We start from the raw sequence: 19,866 nt of genomic DNA, 5'->3' as shown, positions 1-19,866 counted from the left end.
ACCCGATGAAGTTCGAGCGCAAGCACGCGATCCTGCTCCTGGCCGTCGCGGCCTGGAACGTCTTCTCGTTCGGCAACTTCGCCCGCAACCTGTACTCCGCCTACAGCTCCGGTGAGGAGCGGGCGACCGGCTACTGGGTGGCCCACACCGTGCTGATCGTGGTCAACTTCGCGATCGCCGCCGTGCTGGGCTCGCTGGGCTGGAAGGCGCTGCGGGCCAACCGGCGATAGCCGCGCGAGCGGCGCCACCGCCTACCATGGGGGCAGCGGCCAGCCGAGCCCAGCGCTGCCCGATCAAGGAGCGAGTGATGACCGTCGCCGTCCCCGCCGCCGGGCTGCGTGCTCGCCGCGACCGGGGCATCGCGGCCGGTCTCGTCGCCTCGTTCGGTGCGCTGGTCGCGCACGTCGCCGGCGGCGGCGACGTCGAGCTGGTCTCCGGCCTGGTCGTCCTCGCCGTGACGGTGCCGCTGGCCGTCCTGCTGGCCCGGCACGACACCACCGACCTGCCCCGGCTGGTCGCGGTCGCCCTCGTCGCCCAGGTCGTCGGGCACCTGTGCCTGATGATGTCGTCGAGCCCGGCCGGGCACGCCCACCTGCTGCCCGGCCCACCCGATCCCGACGCGGCCGCAGGGGCCGGCAGCGCTGCCGGCTCGGTCCCCGCCGCGCTCCCCGCCGCGCTCGGTATCGAGCCGCGGCTGGTGGCCCTGCACCTGGCGGTCGCCGCGATCACCGTCGCCGTGGCCGCCGGTCTCGACCGTGTCCTGCTCGGGCTCGTCAGGGTCCTGGTGGGACGGCTGCTGCCGGTCCTGCCGCGCGTGCTCGCGGTGCCGGTGCGCCACCGCCCCCGGCTCCTGACCCGGGTCCACCGGCGCGCCAGCCAGGTCGCGTACCGCGTGCTCGCGGCCCGCGGGCCGCCGCGCGCCGCGCGACCCGCGACCTGCGCCGCGCACTGAGGCTCCACACCGGGTGTGAGCCGGAGGAGGTGCGCGTGCGCCTCCTCCCACGCGCGCGCCCGTGCGCGCCCAGCAGAACGGACGGTTCGATGACCACCACCCCCCGCCGCATGGCCGGCGCGAGGAAGACCCTGACCACCGCGGCGCTCGTGGCCGCGCTGGTCCCGGCACTCGCCGCCTGCGGCACCGAGAACGACGACAAGGCCGGTGCCGACACCTCGAGCAGCCCCAGCGCCAGGGAGCGCTCCTCCACCGACGGTGCCGACGGCGCCGCCGTGCTGAGCGTGAGCGACCCGTGGGTGAAGGCCGCCGACCGCGGCATGACGGCGGCGTTCGGCACGCTCGTCAACACCGGTGCCGAGGACGTCACCGTCACCGACGTCGCCAGCGACGTCGCGGCTCGCGCCGAGCTGCACGAGACGGTCGAGAACGCCGACGGCTCGGTGGCGATGCAGGCCAAGGACGGCGGATTCGTCGTCCCCGCCGGCGGCACGCTCGAGCTCGCCCCGGGCGGGGCCCACATCATGCTGATGAAGCTGACCCGCGCGCTGGAGCCCGGCACGACGGTGACCCTCACGCTCACCCTCGACGACGGCTCCACCACCGAGGTCGAGTCCACCGTGAAGCCCTTCGACGGCGCCGACGAGAAGTACCAGAACGGCCACGACGCCGGTCACACCGAGGACGGCGGACACGGCTCATGACCGGGGGTCCCCGGTGGGACCGCCGACGTCTCCTGCGCACCGGTGCTGCCGCCTTCGGTGGCGCCGGTGCGGGCTGGAGCACCTCCGCGCTCGTGGCGGGCTCCGCGAGCGCGGACAGCGCGTCGGGCAGCGCGTCGGGCAGCGTCGCCGCCCCCACCGTGATCGCACCGTCCCCGGGCGCCGAGACCGTGCCGCCGGAGGGCAACCACCAGCCGGGCGTCGTGACCCCGCCCCAGGCCCACCTCGCGCTCGTCGGCTGGGACCTGCACGAGGACGCCACCGTCGAGCACCTGGCCCGGATGATGCGTCTGCTCAGCGACGACGCCCGCCGGCTCGGCCAGGGCGAGGGCGCGCTCGCCGACACCGAGCCGGAGCTCGCCGCCCACCCCTCACGGCTCACCGTCACCTTCGGCTTCGGCCCGCGGGTGCTGCGCGACCTGGTGCCCGCCTCCCGGCGTCCCGCCCTGGCCGAGCTGCCCGAGTTCAGCCGTGACCGGCTGCGGCCGGAGTGGGGCCAGAGCGACGTCGTCGCGCAGATCTGCTGCGACGACCCGCTCACCCTGGCCCACGCCCGTCGGATGCTGGTCAAGGACGCCCGCGCCTTCGCTGACGTCCGCTGGATCCAGCAGGGCTTCCGCAACGCCCGCGGCACCCTGTCGCAGGGCACCACGATGCGGAACCTGATGGGCCAGGTCGACGGCACCGTCAACCTCGCCGAGGCCGAGCCCGACTTCGCCCCCCTGGTGTGGGCCGACGGGACGAGCGGACCGGAGGCGTTCGCCGGCGGCACCTTCCTGGTCGTACGACGCATCCGGATGCAGCTGGAGCGCTGGGACCGCGTCGACCGGGTCGGGCGTGAGGCCGTGGTCGGACGACGCCTCGACACCGGTGCCCCGTTGACCGGCGAGGCCGAGTTCGACGAGCCCGACTTCGAGGCCACGGACCGGTTCGGCTTCCCCGTCATCGACCCGGCCAGCCACATCGCCCGGGTCCGGCACACCACGCCGGAAGAACGGTTCCTGCGCCGCTCCTACAACTACACCGAGCCGGACGACACCCGCTCCTCCGGCGAGGACAGCGGCCTGCTGTTCCTCGCCTTCGCCGCCGACCCCGCCCGCCAGTTCGTGCCGGTGCAGCAACGGATGGACGAGGTGGACCGGCTCAACGACTGGATCGTGACGATCGGCTCCGCCGTGTACGCCGTACCGCCGGCGGCGGCTGAGGGCGGCTACGTGGGCCAGGCGCTGCTCGAGGGCACGGGGGAGCAGCCGTGATCGCCCGGACCCTCGTGGCGCTGCTCGCCGTGGCTCTCGGGCTGCTCGGTGCCCTGGCCTGGCAGCCGCCCGCCTCGGCGCACGCCTCCCTGGTCTCCGCCGACCCCGCCGACGGGACGCGCCTCGACACGCTGCCGGCCCAGGTCCGCCTCGAGTTCAGCGAGCCGATGAGCGCCCCGGCGTACGTCGTGGTGACCGCCCCGGACGGCACGCAGGTGCAGCAGGGCGAGGCGGCCGTGGCCGACACGCGGGTCTCGATCGCGTTGAGCGGGGCGGGCGCCGAAGGCACCTACGGGCTGGCGTTCCGGGCGGTGTCCGCGGACGGGCACCCGGTCTCCGGCCGGCTCGTCTTCGTCGTCGGCGACGGCCCGCTGGAGGAGCCCTACGTCCCCCCCGGCCAGGACGCCGGCGACGCCGGGACCGGCGCCCCCGAGGCGGCCTCCGAGCAGGCCGGCGACACCTCCTCCGGCACGTCCTCCGACAAGGCCTCGAGCCGCTCCGGCACCGACGGGGGTGGCGTCAGCCTGACCCAGGTGCAGGTCGGCGTCGGTGCCGTCCTGTTCCTCCTCGCCGGCGGGCTGCTGCTGTGGTCGCGCCGGGTCGGTCCCGGCGACGCGGGCCCCGGGGACTGACCGGGCCCACCTCGCCGCACCCGACCCCGGCCCCGACGGCCGCCGAGGGAGAACGACACCGCCCCGGCTCCATCGGAGCCGGGGCGGTGTCGTCGTTGCCGTGGATCAGTGCTGAGGATCAGTGACCGCTCTTGAGCGCGGTGCGCAGGTCCTTGTTCAGCTGGGAGATCACGTCGAGCGGGATCTCCTTGGGGCACGCCGCCGCGCACTCGCCGATGTTGGTGCAGCCGCCGAAGCCCTCGACGTCGGCCTGGCCGACCATGTCCACCACGCGGGTGTAGCGCTCCGGCTGGCCCTGGGGGAGCTCGCCGAGGTGGGTGATCTTCGCGCCGACGAACAGCGACGCGGAGCCGTTGGGGCACGCCGCGACGCACGCACCGCAGGCGATGCAGGTCGCCACGTTGAACGCGCGCATCGCCTTGTCGCGGGGAGCCGGCACGGAGTTCGCCTCGGGCGCCGAGCCGGTGTTGGCCGAGATGTAGCCGCCGGACTGGATGATCCGGTCGAACGCGGAGCGGTCGACGATCAGGTCCTTGATCACCGGGAACGGGCCGGCGCGCCACGGCTCGACCGTGATCGTGTCGCCGTCGGCGAACGAGCGCATGTGCAGCTGGCAGGTCGTGGTGACCTCCGGGCCGTGCGCCTGGCCGTTGATCATGAGCGAGCAGGTGCCGCAGATGCCCTCACGGCAGTCGTGGTCGAACGCGATGGGCTCCTCGCCCTTCTCGTTCAGCTGCTCGTTGAGGACGTCGAGCATCTCGAGGAAGCTCATGTCCGAAGAGATGCCGGCGACCTGGTAGGTGTGCAGACCGCCCTTGTCCTGCGGGCCGGCCTGACGCCAGATCTTCAGGGTCAGGTTCATGGTGCCTTCGCTCACTTGTAGCTCCGCTGCTTCATCTCGATGGCGGTGTAGATCAGGTCTTCCTTGTGCAGCACCGGCTTGCCGCCCTCGAGCGAGTCGCCGCCCCACTCCCACGCCGCGACGTAGGCGAACTCGTCGTCGTGACGCAGCGCCTCGCCGTCCTCGGTCTGCGACTCGGCACGGAAGTGGCCGCCGCAGGACTCACGCCGGTTGAGGGCGTCGATGCACATCAGCTCACCGAGCTCGATGAAGTCCGCGACGCGGCCGGCCTTCTCCAGGCTCTGGTTGAGGGTGTCGGCGGAGCCGAGCACCTTGAGGTTCTTCCAGAAGTCCGCCTTGAGCTCGCGGATCAGCTCGATGGCCTTCTTCAGACCGGCCTCGGTGCGCTCCATGCCGCAGTACTCCCACATGATCGCGCCCAGCTCCTTGTGGTAGCTGTCCGCGCTGCGGGTGCCGTTGATCGACAGGAACTTCTCGATCCGCTCCTGCACGCTGCGCTGGGCCTCCACGACGGCCTCGTGCGACTCGTCCACCTTCGGGAAGGGGCCGTCGGCGAGGTACTCGCGGATGGTGTTCGGCAGCACGAAGTAGCCGTCGGCCAGGCCCTGCATCAGCGCGGAGGCGCCGAGACGGTTGGCGCCGTGGTCGGAGAAGTTGGCCTCACCGGTGCAGAACAGGCCGGGGATGTTGGTCTGCAGGTGGTAGTCCACCCACAGGCCGCCCATCACGTAGTGCACGGCCGGGTAGATCCGCATCGGGACCTCGTAGGGGTTCTCCCCGGTGATCCGCTCGTACATGTCGAAGAGGTTGTCGTACTTCTCGCGCACCGCGTCCTCGCCGAGGCGGTTGATCGCGTCAGCGAAGTCGAGGTAGACGCCGCGACGCACCATCCGCTCGTTGCCGTCGGCGTCGATCTCGCGCACGGCCGGGCCGACACCGCGACCGTCGTCGCACTGGTACTTCGCGGCACGCGAGGCGATGTCGCGGGGGACCAGGTTGCCGAAGGCGGGGTAGATCCGCTCCAGGTAGTAGTCGCGGTCCTCCTCGGGGATGTCGCGCGGGTCCTTGGTGGCGTCCTCGGGGTTCTTCGGGACCCAGATCCGGCCGTCGTTGCGCAGCGACTCGCTCATCAGGGTCAGCTTCGACTGGTGGTCGCCGGAGACCGGGATGCAGGTCGGGTGGATCTGCGTGTAGCAGGGGTTGGCCATGTAGGCGCCCTTGCGGTGCGCGCGCCAGGCGGCGGTGACGTTCGAGCCCATCGCGTTGGTCGAGAGGAAGAACACGTTGCCGTAGCCGCCGGTGGCCAGGACCACGACGTCGGCGAGGTGGGTCTCGATCTCGCCGGTGACCATGTCGCGGGCGATGATCCCGCGGGCCTTCCCGTCGACGATGATCACCTCGAGCATCTCGTGGCGGGTGTACTGCTTGACCGTGCCGGCCGCGACCTGGCGCTCCATCGCCTGGTAGGCGCCGATCAGCAGCTGCTGACCCGTCTGGCCGCGGGCGTAGAAGGTGCGGGAGACCTGCACGCCGCCGAAGGAGCGGTTGTCGAGCAGGCCGCCGTACTCGCGGGCGAACGGGACGCCCTGCGCGACGCACTGGTCGATGATGTTCGCGCTGACCTCGGCGAGGCGGTAGACGTTGTTCTCGCGGCTGCGGTAGTCGCCACCCTTGACGGTGTCGTAGAAGAGACGGAACGTGGAGTCGCCGTCCTCCTTGTAGTTCTTCGCCGCGTTGATGCCGCCCTGGGCGGCGATCGAGTGCGCCCGGCGCGGGGAGTCCTGGTAGCAGAAGGACTTCACGTTGTAGCCGGCCTCGCCGAGCGTGGCGGCGGCGGCGCCGCCGGCCAGGCCGGTGCCGACGATGATGATGTCGAGCTTGCGCCGGTTGGCCGGGTTGACCAGGCGGTTCTCGAACTTGCGGGTGGTCCAGCGGTCCTTGATCGGACCGGTCGGGGCGACCGGGTCCACCAGGGGCTCGCCGGGGACGTAGTAGCCCTTGGCGTCGTCGGACTTCTGGACGGGCGCCGCGTTGAGCGGAGTGGTGCCGTCGTGCAGGGTGCTGCCAGCCATTGCGCGGTGGTTCCTTACTTCTCGATGATGCCGACGAGGACGGACAGCGGGACCAGCGAGAAGCCGCCGGCGATCACGATCGCGACCACCCAGCCGGCTGCTCGCGCACGAGCCCGGGACGCCGCGGTGTTGGTGAAGCCGAGCGTCTGCATCGCGCTGAACGTGCCGTGGTGCAGGTGCATCCCGAGCGCGACCATCGCGATCAGGTAGATCACCGTCATCCACCACAGGTCGAACGTCTGCACGAGCAGCTCGTAGGGGTTGTCGCCACCGGTCTCACCGTTGCTCGGGTTGATCTTGACGATGGTGAAGTTGAGGAGGTGCCACACGATGAAGACCAGCAGGGCCACCCCGCCCCAGCGCATGGTGCGCGAGGAGAGCGAGGAGCCGCGGTTCTTCTTCACCGCGTACTTCACCGGGCGCGCCTTCGAGGCCCGCGCGGAGAGGATCGCGGCGGAGGCGACGTGGGCGATCAGCGCCAGGATCAGGCCGACGCGCAGGATCCACAGGAAGCCCTCCTTCGGCAGCATCGGCTCCCCGAACTCGCGCAGGTGGTGCGCGTAGTCGTTGAACACCCGCTCCCCGCCGAAGGTCATGAGGTTGCCGTACATGTGCGCCAGCGTGAAGGCGATGAACAGCAGGCCGCTGACGGCCATCAGGAGTTTCAGGGCGATGGTTGAGCGAGCTCCGCGGGAGCCCTTCACCAGTTCAGGTCGCGTCGTCGTTGCCACAGGGGGCCACGCTACTCCTGCCTCGCGGGCGCGCGGACGGCGACCGTGTGTGAGATATGCACGTAAGGCGAGCCTTACTGCCCGCTGTTCCCGGGCGCTGCCCCCGTGCTCGGTGCGCGTTGGCGCCCCGGGGGAGACTGGACGACCTAGCCGGCACGAGTGACGCGGACCGCGTCGCGACGCCGGCCCGGCGAGAGGAGCGCGGCGATGAAGCCGATCGAGGACCCCGCGGACGACCTGCGCGTGACCGAGCCCAAGACGTGGGCCGCCGGACTTCCGGGGGTGCAGCACGCGCTGGGCTACTCGCTGTCGCAGACCTCGCCCCGTCGTACGGCGCTGACGCTGCTCAACCTCAACCAGGCCGGGGGCATCGACTGCCCGGGCTGCGCCTGGCCGGAGAACAAGAAGCGGCACACCAACGAGTACTGCGAGAACGGCGCCAAGCACGTCAACGACGAGGCGACCTCGCGGCGCATCACCGCCGAGTTCTTCGCCGAGCACTCGGTGGCCGACCTCGACGCGCATTCCGACATGTGGCTCAACCAGCAGGGACGGCTCACTGAGCCGATGCTCAAGCGTGCCGGCGCGACCCACTACGAGCCGGTCGGCTGGGACGAGGCGCTGGGCCTCGTCGCCGCCGAGCTGCGCGGCCTGGACTCACCCGACGAGGCGATGTTCTACACCTCCGGTCGGGTCAGCAACGAGGCCGCGTTCTTGCTTCAGCTCTTCGTCCGCGCCTACGGCACCAACAACCTGCCGGACTGCTCGAACATGTGCCACGAGTCGAGCGGCGACGCCCTCGGCGCGACGCTCGGCACCGGCAAGGGCACGGTCTCCCTGGACGACATCCACGCCGCCGACCTGATCTTCGTGGTGGGCCAGAACCCGGGCACGAACCACCCGCGGATGCTCTCGGCGCTGGAGGAGACCAAGCGCAACGGCGGCAAGATCATCGCGGTCAACCCGCTGCCCGAGGCCGGGTTGATCCGGTTCAAGAACCCGCAGCGCCCGCGCGGCATCGTCGGGCGCGGCACCAAGATCGCCGACCAGTTCCTGCAGATCCGTCCCGGTGGCGACCTGGCGCTGTTCCAGCTCCTCAACCGGCTGCTGCTCGAGGCGGAGGACGCCGCGCCGGGCACGGTGCTGGACCACGACTTCCTCGACCAGCACGCCATCGGCCTCGACGAGCTGCGCGCGCACCTGGCCGGCCTGACCTGGGACGAGGTGCTCGCGGCCACCGGGTTGGCGCGCGAGGAGATCGAGCAGACCCTGGCGATGGTGCTCGAGGCGCGCAGCGTCATCGTGTGCTGGGCGATGGGGCTCACCCAGCACAAGCACGGCGTGCCGACGATCCGCGAGATCGCGAACTTCCTGCTGCTGCGCGGCAACATCGGCCGCCCCGGTGCCGGTGTGTGCCCGGTGCGCGGACACAGCAACGTCCAGGGCGACCGCACGATGGGCATCTGGGAGCGCCCGCCGGACGCGTTCCTCGACGCGCTGGGCGCCGAGTTCGGCTTCGAGCCGCCGCGTGAGCACGGCGTCGACTCGGTCGCCGGGGTGCGGGCCATGCGTGAGGGCCGGGCGAAGGTCTTCGTCGGCGTCGGCGGCAACTTCGTGCGCGCCATGTCCGACAGCGACGTCACCGAGGAGGCGCTGCGCAGCTGCCGGCTGACCGTGCAGGTCTCCACCAAGCTCAACCGCTCGCACACCGTGTGCGGGGAGACCGCGCTGATCCTGCCCACGCTGAGCCGCAGCGAGGTGGACCGCCAGGCCGGCGGCGTGCAGGTCGTCACCGTCGAGGACTCGATGAGCCAGGTGCACGCCTCGCGCGGCAAGCTCGAGCCTGCCTCGCCGCACCTGCTCAGCGAGGTCGCGATCATCAGCCGGCTGGCCCGGCGCACCCTCGAGCCCAACCCGCGCATCGACTGGGCCGGCTTCGAGGCCGACTACGGCCGCATCCGCGACCACATCGCCCGGGTGGTCCCCGGCTTCGACGACTTCAACGCCAAGATCGCCGACGGCGCCGGCTTCCGGCTGCCCACGCCCGTGGCTGACCGGGTGTTCCGCACCCCGAGCGGCAAGGCCGTGCTGACGTGCAACGAGCTGGAGTGGCTGCGCGTCCCGCCGGGGCACCTGGTGCTGCAGACGATGCGCTCGCACGACCAGTGGAACACCGTCCCCTACTCCGGCAACGACCGCTACCGCGGCATCCACGACGCCCGACGGGTGGTGATGGTCAACCCCGAGGACCTGGCCGAGCTGGGCCTCGCCGACCGGTCGCTGGTGGACGTGGTCAGCGTCTGGACCGACGGCACCGAGCGACGTGCGCCGGGCTTCCGGGTCGTCGGCTACCCGGCGGCACGCGGCTCCGCGGCGGCGTACTACCCGGAGGCGAACGTGCTGGTGCCGCTGGACAGCGTCGCGGACGGGAGCAACACCCCGACCTCGAAGGGGGTCATCGTCCGCCTCGAGCCGGTGCCCGAGCCGGTGCCCGAGCCGGCCGGCGCCGTCACCGACGGGACGGCGGTGCGCTGATGGGACGGGTGAGCGTACGACGCCCCGTGCTGCGGGTGCGCGAGGGCGGTGTGTCGTACCGGCCCGACACCCTCGCGGTCGAGGAGCCGATGGAGATCCGCCTCGACGGGCGGCCGCTGAGCATCACGATGCGCACGCCCGGTGACGACTTCGACCTGGCCGCGGGGTTCCTGCTCGGCGAGGGCGTGGTGCGCGACAGCGAGGACATCCGTTCGATCCGGTACTGCGCGGGCGCGCTCGCGGACGGCACCAACACCTACAACGTCGTCGACGTCGGGCTGGACCCCGCCGTGCCCGCCCCGGACGTCTCGCTGGAACGCAGCTTCTACACGACCTCGTCCTGCGGCATGTGCGGCAAGGCGAGCCTGGACGCGGTGCGGACCACCGCGACGTGGTCGGTGCGCGAGGACCCGCTGCGCGTCGGGGTCGAGGTGCTGGCGGCGTTGCCGGAGCGGCTGCGCGCGGCGCAGCGCGTCTTCGACCGCACCGGCGGCCTGCACGCCGCCGGCCTGTTCTCCGCCGAGGGAGAGCTGCTGGTCCTGCGCGAGGACGTCGGCCGGCACAACGCGGTGGACAAGGTCGTCGGGCACGCCCTGCGCTCGGGGTGGCTGCCGTTGCGGGGCACGGTGCTGATGGTCAGCGGCCGCGCCTCCTTCGAGCTGGTGCAGAAGGCGGTGATGGCCGGCATCCCGATGCTCGCCGCCGTCTCCGCGCCCTCCTCGCTGGCCGTCGACCTGGCCGAGGAGAGCGGGCTGAGCCTGGTCGGCTTCCTGCGGGGCGCCTCGATGAACGTCTACACCGGCGCGCCCCGGGTGCTCGCGCCAGGCGAGGACGGCGTACTGGCCGGCACCGTCGGTGAGGCAGACGCGGACGGGGACACCGTCTCCGGACACCGCGCCGGATAGGCCTGGCTCACCGAGCACCGGTCCGAGGCTCCTGCGTCAGGACACGCCCTTGTCCTCCTTGGTCTGCTGCTCGACCTCCGAGGCAAGCTGGTCGAGCTCCGCGCGGATGCCGTCGTCGGTTCCCTTGAAGTCGTTGAGCACTTCCACGCACTTGGCGGCGACGTCGCGCATCTCCGTGCCGTTGTTCTTGAGCAGGGCCACCACCACCTCGACCAGGGAGGAGAACGAGGAGTAGTGGCCGCTCCCGCCGCCGCCGCTGACCCCTCGCAGCCACGGTCCGATCTCGGGCGCGGACGCGAGCTTGCTCGCGACGTCGTGGCAGTGGTCGCCGATCAAGGATCCGTCGACCACGTAGGGCTGGCTGCGCCGCATGAAGGCGTCGATCATCGCTTCCGCGAGACGGTCCAGCATGCCGGTCGTCACGAAGCTGGCAGAGCTTTCGAAGTTCGCGAAGTCGATGCCGTCGCCGGTCATGGTCACTCCCGTGTGGGTCGATGGCTGCGGTCTCTGGGCCTCAGCGCTTGAGGGTGAAGGTCTGGTCGATGCCGAAGACGACCGTGGGGGGTCCGGCGTCGGAGCCGGCCGCGCGCACCGCGGTCATGGGGGCGGCCACGTGCAGCCGCGCAGGGACGAGGTCGGCGGGCGTGCTGAACACCCACGTGCCGCTCCACCTGGTCCGGCCGTCCCGGGCGCCCGGTCCCCGGGCGGGCCCGCTGACCGGCTCTGCGCCGGAGAGGGTCACGTCCACGGCCCCGTGTCGCACCGCGTAGGGGTCTCCGGTCGGCAGCCAGGTGAGCGCGGCGGGCGCGGTCACCGTGAGGGTCACAGCACTCCACACCCTCCCGTCCGGGGCCCAGCCTCGACCCGGCAGGTACGACGTCCGGGTGAGCGGGCCGACCCGGCAGTAGATCGAGCCGGCGCCCGCGTCGAGGTTGCGCGCCTGGCGCGTGCGCCGGGCGTCGCAGTCCTCCGCCACGCCCAGCGTGGTCGGACCGTCGGGGTAGAGGGCCGCGGCACGGCCGGCGTCGAGGTCGCCCGAGGCCGCGTCGACGGTCTGCGCCACGTCCTCGTACGTCACGACCAGGTCGAGGTCGCGACCGTCGCCGTCGACCACCACGACCGCGGCGCCCTCCGCGGGCACCCCCGAAGCGGCGCTCGCACGCGGGTCGACGTCCTGCTCGCCGAGCTCGGTGCGCTCGTCGTCGGACACCACCGCCAGGGAGTAGCGCAGGGGATGGGCGATCAGGTCGTCGTAGGCCAGGCCCGGCGCGAAGCGCCAGGTCAGCGGCACGATCCGCGCCCCGTCCTGGGCCCGCACCCGGCCCTCGCCGGCCTTGCCGACCCGGCGCGCAGCGATCTCCTCGACCGCCGGACCGGCGAAGAGCCGCACGACGCCGATCGGCAGACGCACCGCGCCCACCTCGTCCAGACCGGTGCCGGCGGACCCGGCGGCCACGAAGCCGACCGGCAGGGTCTCCTGGCTCCGCAAGGGCCCGCGCCCCACCGCGGCCAGCACCGCGAGCGCCACGACCAGCGTGGCCACCACCACGGCGGCCCATCGGGCGGGTGTGGTGCGGAGCATCGGCAGACCTTCGTGTGACGGGAGCGGAGGGCTGCGCCCGTGCGAGGCACCGGGCGCGACCGAGTCGGCTCGTGACCCGTCGACGGTCCTGGCAAACCTGCGGTACCACGCCGGGCCGTGGACCGGGGTTGCGGCCGAAGTATGGTCACTCCCGACGATGCCGCTCCCCGAAGATAGGCTTGACGTTCGTGACTGACACGCCCCTCTCCCTGGCGCAGCCCGAGGACGCACACACCCGTGCGGACTGGGAGGCGGCCACGGCCGCGGTCCTGCGCAAGAGCCGCAAGCTCGCCGAGGACGCCCCGGACTCCGACGTGTGGCAGAAGCTGACCCGCACCACGCTGGACGGCATCGCCGTGACCCCGCTCGGCCTCCCCGGCGGTACGACGACCTCGGTGCGCCCCTCGCGCGCCGGGTCGTGGGACATCCGCTCCCTGGTCAGCGGCCCGGACGCCAAGCTCGCCAACGAGGCGGCGCTGGTCGACCTCGACGGCGGCGTGACGAGCCTGTGGCTGGCCGCCGACGAGAGCACCGACGTCGCCGCGACGCTGGCCGGCGTGCTGCTCGACCTGGCGCCCGTGGTGCTCGACGCGCCCGGTGCCACCACCGCCGTGGCGGAGGCGTTCCTCGCGCTGCCCGGCGCCAAGCACCCCGACTCCAACCTCGGCATCGACCCGCTCGGGGCGATGCTGCGCGAGGTGCCGGTCGCCATCGACGACGCCGTCGCGCAGCTGCAGACGCTGGCCGGCAAGGCGCGGCAGCACGACATCCGTGCGATCGCCGTCGACGCCACCGCCGCCCACGACCTCGGCGCCAGCGACGCCCAGGAGCTCGGCTGGTCGATCGCCGTGGGCGTGGCCTACCTGCGCTGGCTGAGCGCGCACGGGCTGTCCGTGGCCGAGGCCGCCGGTCAGATCGAGTTCCGCTACGCGGTGACCGACGAGCAGTTCCCCAGCATCGCCAAGCTGCGCGCCGCCCGCGTGCTGTGGGCGCGCGTGCTGGAGGTCAGCGGCGCCTCGGCCGGCCCGGACGGCGGCATCCCGCAGCGCCAGCACGCGGTGACCAGCCGGCCGATGCTCTCCAAGTACGACCCCTACGTGAACATGCTGCGCGGCACCGTCGCCGCCTTCGCCGCGGGCGTCGGCGGCGCGGACGCGGTCACGGTGCTGCCCTTCGACAGCGCCAACGGCCTGCCGGAGGGCTTCGGCCGCCGGATCGCGCGCAACGTCAACCACCTGCTCATCGACGAGTCCCACGTCGCCGCGGTCGCCGACCCCGCCGGCGGCGCCTACGCCGTCGAGCAGCTCACCAGCGACCTCGCGGAGGCCGGCTGGGCGGAGTTCCTGCGCCTGGAGGCCGAGTGGGAGGGCGGCCACGACTTCGACGGCTTCCGCAGCCGCGTCGCCGCCGTCGTCGAGGCCCGCGAGGCCGACATCGCCCGCCGCAAGCGCCCCCTGACCGGGCTGAGCGAGTTCCCCAACCTCGCCGAGACCCTGCCGCAGCGGGCTCCCGACCCGCTCAACGACCGGGTCCGGCGCTACGGCGCCTCGTTCGAGGAGCTGCGCGACACCCCCGCCACGCGCCCGGTCTTCCTGGCCACGCTGGGTCCGATCGCCCAGCACACCGCCCGCGCCACCTTCGCCGCCAACCTGTTCGCCGCCGGCGGCGTGGCGGTCGAGGTCGCCGGACCGACCTCGGGTGTCGAGGACGTCGTGGCGGCGTACCGGGCGACGGCCGAGCCGTCCCCGGTCGTGTGCCTGGCCGGCACCGACGCCGTCTACACCGAATGGGGCCAGGCCGCGGCGGAGGCGCTGCGTGAGGCCGGCGCCCAGCGCGTGGTCATCGCGGGCAAGGCCACCGACTACGTCGACGACAGCGCGGCCATGGGCGTGGACGCCCTGTCCTTCCTCAACCGGACCCGGGAGGCCCTGGCATGAGTATCCCCGACAGCTTCGCGGGAGTCCCGCTCTTCGACGCCGGCTCCACCCCGGCCGACGCGGGCGCCGACGCCGCGCCCGACCTGCCCCTCGGCGAGGGCTGGCGCAGCCCGGAGGGCATCGAGATCAAGCCGTCGTACGGCCCCGGTGACCTCGCCGGGCTCGACGCGCTGGACACCTACCCGGGCCTCAGCCCGTTCCTGCGCGGGCCCTACCCGACGATGTACACCACCCAGCCGTGGACGATCCGGCAGTACGCCGGCTTCTCCACCGCCGAGGAGTCCAACGCCTTCTACCGCCGCAACCTCGCGGCCGGGCAGAAGGGCCTGTCGGTCGCCTTCGACCTGGCCACCCACCGCGGCTACGACTCCGACCACCCCCGGGTGCGCGGCGACGTCGGCATGGCGGGCGTGGCGATCGACTCGATCTACGACACCCGCACGCTCTTCGACGGCATCCCGCTGGACCAGATGAGCGTGTCGATGACGATGAACGGCGCCGTGCTGCCGGTCCTCGCCCTCTACATCGCCGCGGCCGAGGAGCAGGGGGTGAAGCCGGAGCAGCTCTCGGGGACCATCCAGAACGACATCCTCAAGGAGTTCATGGTCCGCAACACCTACATCTACCCGCCGACGCCGTCGATGCGGATCATCTCCGACATCTTCGCCTTCACCAGCCAGCGGATGCCGCGGTTCAACTCCATCTCGATCTCCGGCTACCACATGCAGGAGGCCGGGGCGACCGCCGACCTCGAGCTCGCCTACACCCTGGCCGACGGCGTGGAGTACATCCGCGCGGGCCTGGAGTCGGGGTTGACGATCGACCAGTTCGCGCCGCGACTCTCGTTCTTCTGGGCGATCGGCATGAACTTCTACATGGAGGTCGCCAAGATGCGCGCGGCCCGGGCGCTGTGGAGCCGGCTGGTGCGCCAGTTCGAGCCGGCGAACCCGAAGTCGCTGTCGCTGCGCACCCACTCGCAGACCTCCGGGTGGTCGCTGACCGCCCAGGACGTGTTCAACAACGTGGGGCGCACCGCGATCGAGGCGATGGCCGCGACCCAGGGCCACACCCAGTCGCTGCACACCAACGCCCTCGACGAGGCGATCGCGCTGCCCACCGACTTCTCGGCCCGGATCGCGCGCAACACCCAGCTGCTGCTGCAGCAGGAGAGCGGCACCACCCACACCATCGATCCGTGGGCCGGCTCGTACTACGTCGAGAAGCTCACCCACGACCTCGCCGAGCGCGCCTGGGCCCACATCGCCGAGGCCGAGGCCGCCGGCGGCATGGCCGCCGCGATCGAGCAGGGCATCCCGAAGATGCGCATCGAGGAGGCCGCCGCCCGCACCCAGGCCCGGATCGACTCCGGCGCGCAGAAGGTGATCGGCGTCAACACCTACCGGCTGGCCGCCGAGGACCCGCTCGAGGTGCTCAAGGTCGACAACGACGAGGTCTACCGCGCCCAGATCGCCAAGCTCGAGCGGCTGCGCGCCGAGCGCGACGCCGGCGAGGTCGAGGCCGCGCTGGAGGCGCTCACCCGCTCCGCCGACACCGGGGAGGGCAACCTGCTCGACCTGGCCGTCGTGGCCGCGCGCAACAAGGCCACCGTGGGCGAGATCTCGGCGGCGCTGGAGAAGGTCTACGGCCGGCACCAGGCGGTCATCCGTACCATCTCCGGCGTGTACCGGGACGAGGCGAACGAGGCGGGCGACACCCTGCTCGGACAGGTCCGCACCGCGACCGACGAGTTCGCGGAGGCCGAGGGCCGCCGGCCGCGGATCCTGGTCGCCAAGATGGGCCAGGACGGTCACGACCGCGGCCAGAAGGTGGTCGTGTCCGCCTTCGCCGACATGGGCTTCGACGTCGACGTGGGGCCGCTGTTCTCCACGCCCGAGGAGGTCGCGCAGCAGGCGATCGATGCCGACGTGCACATCGTCGGTGTCTCGTCGCTGGCCGCCGGCCACCTCGCCCTGCTCCCGGCGCTCAAGAACGCGCTGGCCGAGCAGGGCCGTGACGACATCATGGTCGTCATCGGGGGCGTCATCCCGCCCGACGACGTGCCCACCCTCAAGGAGATGGGCGCCGCCTCGGTGTTCCTGCCCGGCACGGTGATCGCCGAGTCGGCGCTGGACCTGCTGGCCAAGCTCCGCGACCTCCTCGGGCACTGAGGGCGCGCGGGTGGACGTTGAGCAGCTGCTCGACGGGATCCGGGCGGGCCGGCGCGCGCAGGTGGCCCGTGCCATCACGCTCGTCGAGTCGACCGCCCCGCGGCACCGGGAGACGGCCCGGCGGCTGCTGACCGAGCTGGCCGGGCACACCGAGGCGCCGCCGGCGGTCCGGATCGGCATCTCCGGCGTGCCCGGGGTGGGCAAGTCGACCTTCATCGAGGCGCTCGGCGGTCGGCTCACGGCCGCCGGGCACAAGGTCGGGGTGCTCGCGGTGGACCCCTCCTCGGTGCGCACCGGCGGCTCGGTGCTGGGCGACAAGACCCGGATGGCGCAGCTGTCCTGCGACCCGAACGCGTTCATCCGGCCCTCGCCGTCGGCCGGCACGCTGGGCGGCGTCGCCCGCGCCACCGTGCAGGCGATGTCGGTCCTCGAGGCCGCCGGGTACGACGTGGTGCTGGTCGAGACCGTCGGCGTCGGCCAGTCCGAGGTGACCGTCGCCGGGATGGTCGACACCTTCTTGTTCCTCACCCTGGCCCGCACCGGGGACCAGCTCCAAGGCATCAAGAAGGGCATCCTCGAGCTCGCCGACGTGATCGCGGTCAACAAGGCCGACGGCGACCGTGAGCAGGAGGCGCGCAGCGCCGCCCGTGAGCTCGCCGGTGCGCTGCGCCTGGTCCGCGGTCACGACGAGTGGGCACCGCCGGTGGTCACCTGCTCCGGCCTCACCGGCCAGCGGGTCGACGAGGTGTGGGCGCAGGTGCAGGCGCACCGCGAGCACCTGGGCGAGGCCGGCCTGGCCCGCAAGCGCGCCGAGCAGCAGCTCGAGTTCACCTGGGCGCTGGTCCGCGACGAGCTGGACCAGCGGTTGCGGCACAACGCGGCGGTGAAGGCCGTCTCCGGGCAGGTGCGCAGCGCGCTGCTCGACGGCGAGCTCACCGCGCCGTTGGCCGCCGACCGGATCCTCGCCGCCTACGACGAGAGCAGCTGAGACCCGCACCTACGGTTTGCCTGCAGTGTCTCAGGGCAGAAGACCCGCCGACGATGACGGACTCGGACGCGGGGTGAGTTGTGGTGCATGACGACGGTGGTGGCGGTGGTGGCAGGTCGGTAGGGCTCTACAGCCGGTTGATCGCGGCAGCGGCGGCGAAGGCGGAGCTGATGCACGATGCCAGCGCCTGGGAGTCCACCGGCGAGTACTCCCTCAAGCGTGAGATCAATGCCAGCACGGCGTACTCCTACACCTACGCGACGATCGAGGTGAACACCTACTCCGGCGAGTACTCCACCGAGCACGGGGGCGCCACGGGGGAGCTGAGCCGGGACCTCCTGGTCGCCCAGGCGCTCGCGGCGATCGAGAAGTGGCCGCCGCTGATCGAGGACCTGTTCACCAAGTGGCAGAACCTGCCGAGCCGATACACCTCGGCCGCGCTGCTCGACTGGGCGGCCCGCGAGCTCAACATCGACCCGGAGAACCTGACCGGCACCGGGGACGCCGCCGGGGACGTGAACTCCCGGCTCGCCGGAGACCTGGAGCGACTCAAGTCCCGGGCCGGGGACCTCAACGGGCGCTACGCCGAGGCGTTCTCCGACTACTACGTCAACGACCTGCCGGCGACCGTGGGCGGGCAGGACATGTTGATCTCCGCGCTCGCAGTGGCGAGCCGCGCCCAGGGCGAGGTGTGGGGACGGGCCTCGGACGACGTCGCGAACTTCGAGCACGACGCACTCCAGGCAATGAAGTCGTCCGGTCCGGACGGTGGTCCCGACGGGAGCCTGGTGTTGGGGCTCACCGTGGTGGCTGCGATCGGCACCGCGCTCGCCGCGGTGCCGACGCTCGGCGGCTCCGTGGCCCTGTTCGGTGCGATCAGCGGTGCCGCCGCGATCGGAGCCGGGGTGGAGGCCGCGAAGACCGCGGACACCTCCTTCGAAGACCTTCCGCTGGGGGCGGACCACCCGGACACCGTGCTGGCCAACATGGAGGCCTGGCTCGACGCGCTGGACAAGCAGATCGAGGTCCAGGAGGTCGGGATCCGGGACCTGCTGACGTCGGCGAAGGTGTTCGCCGACAGCGGCTCGTGCGAGCTCACGGCCCCCGAGCTCACCTCCGCACCCACCGGCGAGGTGCTCAGCGCACGACAGGGCCTCATCGTCGACAAGCGGATGATCGCGCAGATCACCGAGCTGTGGCTTCCCTCGGTCGCCGCGGACCTGCGCAAGGCCGAGAGTTACCTCACCGTCACCGCCGACGACGGGTTCCGGCGCGAGGGTGGCGTCGGCCTCGCCCCGAACGGTGCTTGGTCGCAGTTCGATGCACTGCAGACGCGCACCTCTGCGTTGCTCACCGGGTTGTCGGGCGACCTGGAGGCGGCCGCGGACAAGCTCGAGGAGGCGGCTGCCCTCATCGGCATGACCGACGAGGCGATCAGCGGTGACTACCGGCGGATCGAGAACGAGGTCGAGCGACGCAACCTCAACGACACCGACGACGTGCGCGCGCTGCTGTGAGCCGCCCCTCCGGGGCCACGGCCCTCGGGGCCGTCGGGGCCCTAGCAGTGGTTGCCTCGCTGCTTGCCGGGTGCGGTGCCCCAAGCGCTCCGGACCTGGCCGGTGCCAGGCCTGTGAAGGTGGTGGGGCCCACCCTGTGGGTGCAGCTGCCGACCGGGCGGGTGCGGCTCACGGTGGGGGGGCAGGTCCGGACGATCCCGGCGGCACAGGTCGCGTCCGGCGAGGCGATCGAGGCTGACGGTGACCGTGCCTTCGTGCCGATCCGGGTCGAGTACCGCGACCTCGAGGGGACCCCGGCGACGGCACCGCAGGATCCTGCGGTGGATCCGGCCGAGCTCACCCGGGTGAGCCTGGTCATCGGTGGCGCGTCGTACCCGGTGCCGTTCAGCGCCGCTGACGAGCTCTCCTACCTCGAGGTGGAGCAGAGCTCCGACGACGGGCTCTCGCTCGAGGTCGAGTTCGACGGCGTCCCACAGAGCGTCGACGAGTCCGGTCGCCGAGATGAGGGCGAGTCCGCCGGTCTGTACGACGCGAGCACGCGCCTGGAGCTGCTGAGCTGCGGCGAGGAGACGGAGGACCGGCCGGAAGGCGCCGGCGCCGCCCCGGTGCGCACCTGCCGCTACGACCTGTGGCAGTACCCGTACCTGGAGGGTCTCGGGTGGGCGTCCCAGGCCGAGCCGGGCGCGATCTGGGCGGTCGCCACCGCCCAGACCTGGCTGCGTGCCGACCAGGTCCGAGGACAGGGGGGAGGCTGTCGGCCGGGTGCGATGGGAGGCAGCGCCCGGCTCTCCCTGGACGGTCAGCAGGCCATCGAGGAGCTGCCCGTCGTCGCCAACCAGCGCGCAGGCGGGCACGGACTGGGGGCGCGTGCGGCCTTCCTCGTGACGCCCTCGCCAGAGCACGACCTCGAGATCGTCAGCACCTGGGGCTGCCGGCTCGGAGACCGATCGCAGGACCAGGCCTTCGTGGACCGGGTGAGTGCCCGCCCCTGAGCGGAATACCCTGGG

The 19,866-nt window shown here is 72.2% G+C and carries 17 protein-coding genes; 12 read left to right on the top strand and 5 right to left on the bottom strand.

All coding sequences use genetic code 11. From position 1 onward, the window contains the following. Nucleotides 1–5: 5 nt before the first annotated feature. The 5 genes from KG111_RS14410 to KG111_RS14390 all read left to right on the top strand — a co-directional run bounded on the left by KG111_RS14410 (nucleotide 6) and on the right by KG111_RS14390 (nucleotide 3,562). A complete protein-coding gene (locus KG111_RS14410) occupies nucleotides 6–230 on the top strand; it encodes an SCO4848 family membrane protein (RefSeq protein ID WP_205290975.1) in 225 nt (74 codons plus the stop codon). A 77-nt stretch (nucleotides 231–307) separates the two neighbouring features. Next, nucleotides 308–952, top strand: a complete 645-nt coding sequence (locus tag KG111_RS14405) for a hypothetical protein (protein ID WP_205290974.1) — start codon at nucleotides 308–310, stop codon at nucleotides 950–952. A gap of 89 nt (nucleotides 953–1,041) precedes the next feature. Further along, entirely contained in the window at nucleotides 1,042–1,656 is a 615-nt protein-coding gene (locus tag KG111_RS14400) for a copper chaperone PCu(A)C (protein ID WP_205290973.1), read from the top strand. Then, on the top strand, nucleotides 1,653–2,930 hold the full coding sequence (locus KG111_RS14395) for a Dyp-type peroxidase (RefSeq protein ID WP_205290972.1): 1,278 nt from the start codon (nucleotides 1,653–1,655) through the stop codon (nucleotides 2,928–2,930). The genes KG111_RS14400 and KG111_RS14395 overlap by 4 nt, the downstream gene beginning before the upstream one ends. Next, on the top strand, nucleotides 2,927–3,562 hold the full coding sequence (locus KG111_RS14390; RefSeq protein ID WP_205290971.1) for a copper resistance CopC family protein: 636 nt from the start codon (nucleotides 2,927–2,929) through the stop codon (nucleotides 3,560–3,562). The genes KG111_RS14395 and KG111_RS14390 overlap by 4 nt, the downstream gene beginning before the upstream one ends. Before the next feature lie 118 nt (nucleotides 3,563–3,680). Here the strand turns inward: KG111_RS14390 and KG111_RS14385 are convergent, their stop codons facing one another. The 3 genes from KG111_RS14385 to KG111_RS14375 are packed head-to-tail and all read right to left on the bottom strand — an operon-like array spanning nucleotide 3,681 to nucleotide 7,200. Continuing rightward, entirely contained in the window at nucleotides 3,681–4,424 is a 744-nt protein-coding gene (locus KG111_RS14385; protein ID WP_205291110.1) for a succinate dehydrogenase/fumarate reductase iron-sulfur subunit, read from the bottom strand. Nucleotides 4,425–4,435: 11 nt separating this feature from the next. After that, the gene (locus tag KG111_RS14380) at nucleotides 4,436–6,496 is read right to left on the bottom strand and encodes a fumarate reductase/succinate dehydrogenase flavoprotein subunit (protein WP_205290970.1); all 2,061 of its coding nucleotides are present in this window, start codon (nucleotides 6,494–6,496) and stop codon (nucleotides 4,436–4,438) included. A 14-nt stretch (nucleotides 6,497–6,510) separates the two neighbouring features. Then, nucleotides 6,511–7,200, bottom strand: coding sequence for a succinate dehydrogenase cytochrome b subunit (locus tag KG111_RS14375; RefSeq protein ID WP_283770615.1), 690 nt, complete (start codon nucleotides 7,198–7,200; stop codon nucleotides 6,511–6,513). A gap of 234 nt (nucleotides 7,201–7,434) precedes the next feature. Between KG111_RS14375 and KG111_RS14370 the strand changes: the two genes are divergently transcribed. After that, entirely contained in the window at nucleotides 7,435–9,762 is a 2,328-nt protein-coding gene (locus KG111_RS14370; RefSeq protein WP_205290968.1) for an FdhF/YdeP family oxidoreductase, read from the top strand. Then, nucleotides 9,762–10,667 carry a formate dehydrogenase accessory sulfurtransferase FdhD gene (fdhD, locus tag KG111_RS14365; protein ID WP_205290967.1) on the top strand — a complete coding sequence of 302 codons (906 nt, stop codon included), beginning with the start codon at nucleotides 9,762–9,764 and terminating at the stop codon, nucleotides 10,665–10,667. The genes KG111_RS14370 and fdhD overlap by 1 nt, the downstream gene beginning before the upstream one ends. Before the next feature lie 36 nt (nucleotides 10,668–10,703). Here fdhD and KG111_RS14360 read toward each other — a convergent pair whose 3' ends face one another. Together KG111_RS14360 and KG111_RS14355 are read right to left on the bottom strand one after the other, a co-directional pair. Next, the gene (locus KG111_RS14360; protein WP_205290966.1) at nucleotides 10,704–11,147 is read right to left on the bottom strand and encodes a hypothetical protein; all 444 of its coding nucleotides are present in this window, start codon (nucleotides 11,145–11,147) and stop codon (nucleotides 10,704–10,706) included. 34 nt (nucleotides 11,148–11,181) lie between these two features. Then, nucleotides 11,182–12,249, bottom strand: coding sequence for a hypothetical protein (locus tag KG111_RS14355; RefSeq protein ID WP_205290965.1), 1,068 nt, complete (start codon nucleotides 12,247–12,249; stop codon nucleotides 11,182–11,184). Nucleotides 12,250–12,437: 188 nt separating this feature from the next. Here KG111_RS14355 and KG111_RS14350 point away from each other — a divergent pair, with 188 nt between their 5' ends. The 5 genes from KG111_RS14350 to KG111_RS14330 all read left to right on the top strand — a co-directional run bounded on the left by KG111_RS14350 (nucleotide 12,438) and on the right by KG111_RS14330 (nucleotide 19,851). After that, complete coding sequence (locus tag KG111_RS14350; protein WP_249666149.1) at nucleotides 12,438–14,186, top strand: methylmalonyl-CoA mutase family protein; 1,749 nt, start codon at nucleotides 12,438–12,440, stop codon at nucleotides 14,184–14,186. Continuing rightward, on the top strand, nucleotides 14,183–16,354 hold the full coding sequence (scpA, locus tag KG111_RS14345) for a methylmalonyl-CoA mutase (RefSeq protein WP_205290963.1): 2,172 nt from the start codon (nucleotides 14,183–14,185) through the stop codon (nucleotides 16,352–16,354). The genes KG111_RS14350 and scpA overlap by 4 nt, the downstream gene beginning before the upstream one ends. A gap of 10 nt (nucleotides 16,355–16,364) precedes the next feature. Then, nucleotides 16,365–17,342: a methylmalonyl Co-A mutase-associated GTPase MeaB gene (meaB, locus tag KG111_RS14340; RefSeq protein WP_205290962.1), complete on the top strand. Its 978-nt coding sequence runs from the start codon at nucleotides 16,365–16,367 to the stop codon at nucleotides 17,340–17,342. Nucleotides 17,343–17,512: 170 nt separating this feature from the next. Then, entirely contained in the window at nucleotides 17,513–18,859 is a 1,347-nt protein-coding gene (locus KG111_RS14335) for a hypothetical protein (protein WP_205290961.1), read from the top strand. Between the two features lie 119 nt (nucleotides 18,860–18,978). Further along, entirely contained in the window at nucleotides 18,979–19,851 is an 873-nt protein-coding gene (locus KG111_RS14330) for a hypothetical protein (protein WP_205290960.1), read from the top strand. Nucleotides 19,852–19,866: the final 15 nt, after the last annotated feature.

The organism is Nocardioides faecalis, assembly GCF_018388425.1.
GTDB lineage: Bacteria > Actinomycetota > Actinomycetes > Propionibacteriales > Nocardioidaceae > Nocardioides > Nocardioides faecalis.
Note: the sequence above shows the minus strand (reverse complement) of the source record. Positions and strands in the feature narration are given on the sequence as shown.

Bases quoted from the DNA above. Each gene is read 5' to 3' on its own strand.
- KG111_RS14410 (WP_205290975.1), top strand. From the start codon at position 6: ATGAAGTTCGAGCGCAAGCACGCGATCCTGCTCCTGGCCGTCGCGGCC.
- KG111_RS14405 (WP_205290974.1), top strand. From the start codon at position 308: ATGACCGTCGCCGTCCCCGCCGCCGGGCTGCGTGCTCGCCGCGACCGG.
- KG111_RS14400 (WP_205290973.1), top strand. From the start codon at position 1,042: ATGACCACCACCCCCCGCCGCATGGCCGGCGCGAGGAAGACCCTGACC.
- KG111_RS14395 (WP_205290972.1), top strand. From the start codon at position 1,653: ATGACCGGGGGTCCCCGGTGGGACCGCCGACGTCTCCTGCGCACCGGT.
- KG111_RS14385 (WP_205291110.1), bottom strand. From the start codon at position 4,424: ATGAACCTGACCCTGAAGATCTGGCGTCAGGCCGGCCCGCAGGACAAG.
- KG111_RS14380 (WP_205290970.1), bottom strand. From the start codon at position 6,496: ATGGCTGGCAGCACCCTGCACGACGGCACCACTCCGCTCAACGCGGCG.
- KG111_RS14370 (WP_205290968.1), top strand. From the start codon at position 7,435: ATGAAGCCGATCGAGGACCCCGCGGACGACCTGCGCGTGACCGAGCCC.
- fdhD (WP_205290967.1), top strand. From the start codon at position 9,762: ATGGGACGGGTGAGCGTACGACGCCCCGTGCTGCGGGTGCGCGAGGGC.
- KG111_RS14355 (WP_205290965.1), bottom strand. From the start codon at position 12,249: ATGCTCCGCACCACACCCGCCCGATGGGCCGCCGTGGTGGTGGCCACG.
- scpA (WP_205290963.1), top strand. From the start codon at position 14,183: ATGAGTATCCCCGACAGCTTCGCGGGAGTCCCGCTCTTCGACGCCGGC.
- KG111_RS14335 (WP_205290961.1), top strand. From the start codon at position 17,513: ATGCACGATGCCAGCGCCTGGGAGTCCACCGGCGAGTACTCCCTCAAG.